At 60.7% G+C, this 6,272-nt stretch carries 4 protein-coding genes and 1 pseudogene; 4 read left to right on the forward strand and 1 reads right to left on the reverse strand.

Annotated elements, in window-relative coordinates; all coding sequences use genetic code 11:
• Positions 1-1,938 (forward strand): annotated as a pseudogene (locus tag QZ564_RS18815) (DNA-directed RNA polymerase subunit beta'); the annotation flags it as partial.
• 54 nt (positions 1,939-1,992) lie between these two features.
• Here QZ564_RS18815 and QZ564_RS18820 read toward each other — a convergent pair.
• A complete protein-coding gene (locus QZ564_RS18820) occupies positions 1,993-3,087 on the reverse strand; it encodes an NAD(P)-binding domain-containing protein (protein WP_297113410.1) in 1,095 nt (364 codons plus the stop codon).
• A gap of 447 nt (positions 3,088-3,534) precedes the next feature.
• Here QZ564_RS18820 and rpsL point away from each other — a divergent pair, with 447 nt between their 5' ends.
• The 3 genes from rpsL to fusA all read left to right on the forward strand — a co-directional run.
• Positions 3,535-3,906 carry a 30S ribosomal protein S12 gene (gene rpsL, locus QZ564_RS18825; protein ID WP_035080811.1) on the forward strand — a complete coding sequence of 124 codons (372 nt, stop codon included), beginning with the start codon at positions 3,535-3,537 and terminating at the stop codon, positions 3,904-3,906.
• Positions 3,907-3,920: 14 nt separating this feature from the next.
• The gene (rpsG, locus tag QZ564_RS18830) at positions 3,921-4,391 is read left to right on the forward strand and encodes a 30S ribosomal protein S7 (RefSeq protein ID WP_297113421.1); all 471 of its coding nucleotides are present in this window, start codon (positions 3,921-3,923) and stop codon (positions 4,389-4,391) included.
• A gap of 12 nt (positions 4,392-4,403) precedes the next feature.
• The coding region (fusA, locus tag QZ564_RS18835; RefSeq protein ID WP_297113423.1) for an elongation factor G at positions 4,404-6,272 on the forward strand (1,869 nt) is incomplete at its 3' end.

Raw genomic sequence — 6,272 nt, forward strand, 5'->3', positions numbered from 1 at the left:
GACGGCTCGATCATCGAAACGCCGATCACCGCGAACTTCAAGGAAGGCCTGAACGTGCTGGAGTACTTCAACTCCACTCACGGTGCCCGTAAGGGTCTGGCCGACACCGCTCTGAAGACCGCGAACTCGGGTTACTTGACCCGTCGCCTCGTTGACGTGGCCCAGGATGCGATCATCGTCTCCGAGGACTGCGGCACTGATCGCGGCCTGACCATGGAATCCATCGTCGATGCCGGCCAGGTCGTCGCCTCGCTGGGTCAGCGTATCCTTGGTCGCACCACGGCGGATGATGTGTTCCATCCGATTTCGGGTGACCTCATCGCACCGAAGGGCACGCTGCTCGAAGAGAAGCATGTTGACGTGATCGAAGAGGCCCGCATTCAGTCGGTCCGCATTCGCTCGCCGCTGACCTGCGACATGCGCCAGGGCTGCTGTGCGGCCTGCTATGGTCGTGACCTTGCTCGCGGTACTCCGGTCAATATCGGTGAAGCTGTTGGCGTCATTGCCGCCCAGTCCATCGGTGAGCCCGGCACCCAGCTCACCATGCGTACGTTCCACATTGGTGGCACGGCGCAGGTGGTTGACTCCTCGTTCCTGGAAGCCGGTGCCGAAGGCAAGATCGAGGTTCGTAACTCGAACCTCGCCACTGTCGAAGGCGGCAAGCAGGTCGTCATGGCCCGTAACGTGGCCCTGGCCATCGTTGACGCTGACGGCAAGGAACGTGCGACCCACAAGGTGACCTACGGTTCCAAGCTCCTGGTCAAGGAAGGCGACAGCGTTCGTCGTGGCCAGCGCCTGGCCGAATGGGACCCGTACACCCGTCCAATCCTCGCCGAAGTCGAGGGTGAGGTGGTGTTCGAGGATCTGGTCGATGGTGCCTCGGTGGCAGAAAACACCGACGAAGCCACCGGCTTCACGAAGCGCGTGGTCATCGACTGGCGCGGCAATCAGCGCGGTGAGGGGCTCAAGCCCGCCCTCGCCATCGCCCGTGGCGGATCGGTTGCCAAGGTGGAACGTGGCGGCGACGCCCGCTACCTGCTCTCGGTCGACGCGGTCATCGCTGTCGAGCCGGGTGAAAAGGTTGCCCCGGGTGACGTTCTCGCGCGTATTCCGCTCGAAAGCGCCAAGACCAAGGACATCACCGGCGGTCTGCCGCGTGTGGCCGAGTTGTTCGAAGCCCGCCGTCCGAAGGACCACGCTATCATCGCCGAGATCGATGGTACCATCCGTTTCGGGCGCGACTACAAGAACAAGCGTCGTGTCATCATCGAGCCGACCGAAGAGGGTGCTGATCCGGTCGAGTATCTGATCCCGAAGGGCAAGCCGTTCCACCTGCAGGAAGGCGATACTATCGAGAAGGGCGAATACATCCTGGACGGCAACCCCGCTCCACACGACATCCTTGCCATCAAGGGCGTCGAGGAACTGGCGCGCTATCTCGTCAATGAGATTCAGGAGGTCTATCGCCTGCAGGGCGTGCTGATCAACGACAAGCACATTGAGGTGATCGTTCGCCAGATGCTGCAAAAGGTCGAGATCGTGGAGCCGGGTGAGAGCGGTCTGCTCAAGGATGAGCAGCTCGACAAGCTCGACTTCGATGAGCTCAACGACGCGCTTGTTGCCGAAGGCAAGAAACCGGCGACTGCCAATCCAGTGTTGCTGGGTATCACCAAGGCCTCGCTGCAGACCCGTTCCTTTGTGTCGGCCGCTTCGTTCCAGGAAACCACCCGCGTCCTCACGGAAGCTGCGGTTTCCGGCAAGGCCGATCTTCTCGAGGGTCTCAAGGAAAACGTCATCGTCGGCCGTCTCATCCCGGCCGGTACCGGTGCCGGCCAGTCCAAGGCCAAGCAGATTGCTGCCAAGCGCGACGATCTCATCCTCGAGGAACGCCGTCGTCAGGCCGAGACCGTGCAGATCGCGGCTCCGGCTGCCGAATAAGGCCATTTTGATACACAGAACGGGGAAGGGGCCTTCGGGCCCCTTTCTTTTTGGCTAGCGTGCCAGACCGAGATGCCGGGTGAGTTCAACGGCTGCGGCTGCGCCGGCACGGTTGGCGCCGATGGTCGAAGCTGAAGGTCCGTAGCCGACCAGATGCAGGCGCGGGTCTTTGGCGACCTGGGTCGCGAGGCGACCGGTCATGGCGATCCCGCCGCTTTCTTCCCTGATCTGCAGCGGCGCAAGATGGTCGAGGGCGCTCCGGAATCCGGTGCACCAGAGGATGACATCGACGTCCAATGTCGATCCATCGGCCCAGCGCACCCCTGCTGGAGTGATCTCCTGGAACATGGGTCGGCGCTCCAGAACACCACGTTCGCGCATGTCTTCAATGGCGGGTGTTACAGGGAGCCCGGTAACTGAAACCACCGGGCGTGGTGGCAGTCCTGCCCGTACGCGCTCCTCGACCAGGGCAACGGCCCGCCTTCCGGCGTCCTCATCAAACGGCCCGTCGCGCCATCTCGGAGGCGTACGCGTCACCCAGCTGGTTCGCGTGACCCTGGATATCTGGTCCAGCAGCTGGATGGCCGAAATCCCGCCGCCGACAATCAGTACATGCTGGCCGGAAAATTCCTCAGCAGTGCTGAAGTCCTTGGTGTGCAGCGTACGGCCTCTGAATTCAGACGCGCCAGGCAAGTCTGGTACATATGGGTTCTCCCAAGTTCCGGTGGCATTGATCAGCCCACGAGCCGAAAACAGGCCGCGGTCACTCTCCACTCTCAGCCGCTCGCCGCGGTCACAGACTACGCTCACCTTTGCCGGCCGCAAAATCTGAAGATCGAAGTGCCGCTCATAGGCCTCGAAATAATGTGGCACGGCAACTGCCGCTCGTATGGAGAGGTCGGTACCGGCATGATCCGCGAAGCTCATGCCGGGCAGATCGTGCACGCGATTGACCGTGCTCAATGTGAGAGATGGCCAACGATACTGCCAGGCACCGCCAGGCCGCGGCGCCTCGTCGAGCACTAGGAAGTCGTATCCCGGCTTAAGACCGAGCCTTTTGAGGTGATAGGCGGCACTAAGCCCCGCCTGGCCCGCACCAATGACGACGATTTCGATTTTTAGTGCCGCGCGCGGGGTGGATTCAGTCACAGTGAACTCCAGAACTTCGTTGATCTAGGAGCCTACAATTGTCAGGGCAAGGGCAGGGGACGGAGGGCCGAACGGATCTGCCTCAATCCGTCCACTGGTCCTCTCACGGTGCGGACATGACAGGTTGCCCCAAACGCAAGGCTCTCCTTCGGATTTTTCACGAAAGAATCCTTGACGGGGCGAGTCTTCGGCTCTAAACAGCGCCTACCTTAGCGGTCGGTCGTGGTTGCCACACCGGGTCCCTGCCACCTTGTGCGGGTATCCAAGGCAATCAAACACACTGTCGGGTAGTTAGACGAAGCAAATCCTTGTGCGCATGACTGCTGCCGAAAGGCGGGTGGTCCGCTGCAACTGAGGCGCCGCCGAATCCCATGAAAGGGCTCGGGCGAGCGCCGCTTTGGTTTGCCGAAGCTGACCCTATTATTTTGGACCAATGGAAAGAGCGCAATGCCCACCATTAATCAGCTGATCCGCAAGCCACGCGCCAGCAAGCCAAAGCGGAACAAGGTTCCGGCCATGGAAGCCAACCCGCAAAAGCGCGGCGTCTGCTCCCGTGTGTACACCACGACCCCGAAGAAGCCGAACTCGGCTCTGCGCAAGGTTGCCAAGGTTCGCCTGACCAATCAGCGCGAAGTGATCTCGTACATCCCGGGCGAAGGTCACAATCTGCAGGAGCACTCTGTTGTGCTCATCCGCGGCGGTCGCGTGCGCGATCTGCCGGGCGTTCGCTACCACGTGCTCCGCGGTGTCCTGGACACGCAGAGCGTGAAGGACCGCAAGCAGCGCCGGTCCAAATATGGCGCGAAGCGTCCGAAGTAAGGAGATATTGAGCGATGTCCCGTCGTCACCGCGCCGAAAAGCGTGAAGTTATTCCTGATCCCAAGTTTGGTGATCTCGTTGTTTCCAAGTTCATGAACTCGCTCATGAAGGACGGCAAGAAGTCGGCTGCCGAGTCCATCGTCTATGGTGCCTTCGATATCGTCGAAGCCAAGACCAAGCAGGACCCGATCACCGTGTTCCACGGTGCCCTCGATAATATCCGTCCGGCCGTTGAAGTGCGTTCACGCCGCGTTGGTGGTGCGACCTACCAGGTGCCGGTTGAAGTCCGTGCCGACCGTCAGCAGGCTCTTGCCATTCGCTGGCTGATCGAAAGCGCACGCAAGCGTGGTGAGAACACCATGCGCGAGCGTCTGTCGGGCGAGCTCATGGACGCGATGAATGGTCGCGGCCAGGCCGTCAAGAAGCGCGAAGACACGCACCGTATGGCTGACGCCAACCGTGCATTCTCGCACTACCGCTGGTAGTAGGAGCGCCCCATGGCACGCGAATACCCAATCAATCTCTATCGTAACTTCGGCATCATGGCGCACATCGATGCTGGCAAGACGACCACGACCGAACGTATCCTTTACTACACCGGCAAGTCTCACAAGATCGGCGAAGTCCACGACGGCGCCGCCACCATGGACTGGATGGAGCAGGAGCAGGAACGCGGCATCACCATCACCTCGGCTGCGACCACCACCTTCTGGAAGTCGCGCGAAGGCGTGATGCACCGCTTCAACATCATCGACACTCCCGGCCACGTGGACTTCACCATTGAAGTGGAACGTTCGCTGCGCGTGCTCGACGGTGCGGTCGCGCTTCTCGATGCCAATGCCGGCGTTGAGCCCCAGACCGAGACTGTCTGGCGTCAGGCCGACAAGTACCACGTGCCGCGTCTGATCTTCGTCAACAAGATGGACAAGATCGGTGCCGACTTCTATCGCTGTGTCGACATGATTGGGACCCGCCTGGGTGCCAAGGGCGTTCCGGTGCAGTTGCCGATCGGTGCCGAGAACGAGTTCAAGGGCGTTGTCGACCTCATCGAGATGAATGCTCTGGTGTGGCGCAACGAAGAGCTCGGCGCTCAGTGGGACATCGTGGAAATCCCGGCCGATCTCAAGGAGAAGGCCGAGAAGTACCGCGAGCAGATGGTCGAGGCCGCCGTCGAGATGGACGACGCCGCGATGGAAGCCTATCTCGAAGGCGAGATGCCGAACAACGACACCATTCGTCGTTTGCTTCGCAAGGGCGTTTGTGACACCAAGTTCTTCCTGATCTTTGCCGGTTCGGCCTTCAAGAATAAGGGCGTGCAGCCTCTTCTGGACGGCGTGATCGACTTCTTGCCGTCGCCGATCGACGTGCCTGCAATTCAGGGTATCGATGCTAAGACCGAAGAGCACATTGAGCGTCACGCTGACGACAATGAGCCGCTTTCCATGCTGGCCTTCAAGATCGCCAATGACCCGCATATGGGCTCGCTGACGTTCTGCCGCATCTATTCGGGGCACCTCGAAGCCGGTGCGCAGCTGGAAAACACCGTGAAGGGCAAGCGCGAGCGCGTTGGCCGCATGTTCCAGATGCACGCCAACAGCCGCGAGCAGATCACTGAGGCTTTCGCTGGCGACATCGTGGCCATCGTGGGCCTCAAGGACACCACCACTGGTGATACCCTTTGCCCGTCGAACTCGCAGGTTATCCTCGAGCGCATGATCTTCCCGGATCCGGTTATCGACATCTCCGTCGAGCCGAAGTCCAAGGCTGACCAGGAAAAGATGGGCCTCGCGCTCAACCGCCTGGCTGCAGAAGATCCGTCCTTCCGCGTCAAGACTGACGAGGAATCGGGCCAGACGATCATCTCGGGCATGGGCGAATTGCACCTCGACATCATCGTCGACCGCATGAAGCGCGAGTTCAAGGTAGAGGCCAATATCGGCCAGCCGCAGGTGGCTTATCGTGAGACCATCACGCGTAAGACCGATAAGGACTACACCCACAAGAAGCAGTCCGGTGGTTCGGGTCAGTTTGCCCGTATCAAGTTCTCGGTGGAGCCGGGTGAGGTCGGCAAGGGTCTTGAATTCGTCAACTCCATCGTTGGCGGTGCGGTGCCGAAGGAATACATCCCCGGCGTCCAGAAGGGTCTGGAATCGGTCATGGGCGCAGGCCCGCTGATCGGCTTCCCCGTGGTCGACGTGAAGGTCACTCTGACCGACGGCGCGTACCACGACGTGGACTCCTCGGTGCTGGCGTTCGAAATCGCAGCGCGTGCGGGTTTCCGTGAAGCTCTGCGTGAAGCCGGTCCGAAGATTCTCGAGCCGATCATGAAGGTTGAAGTTACGACGCCAGATGAGTACATGGGCGAC

This window comes from uncultured Devosia sp. (genome assembly GCF_913055165.1).
Taxonomy (GTDB): domain Bacteria; phylum Pseudomonadota; class Alphaproteobacteria; order Rhizobiales; family Devosiaceae; genus Devosia.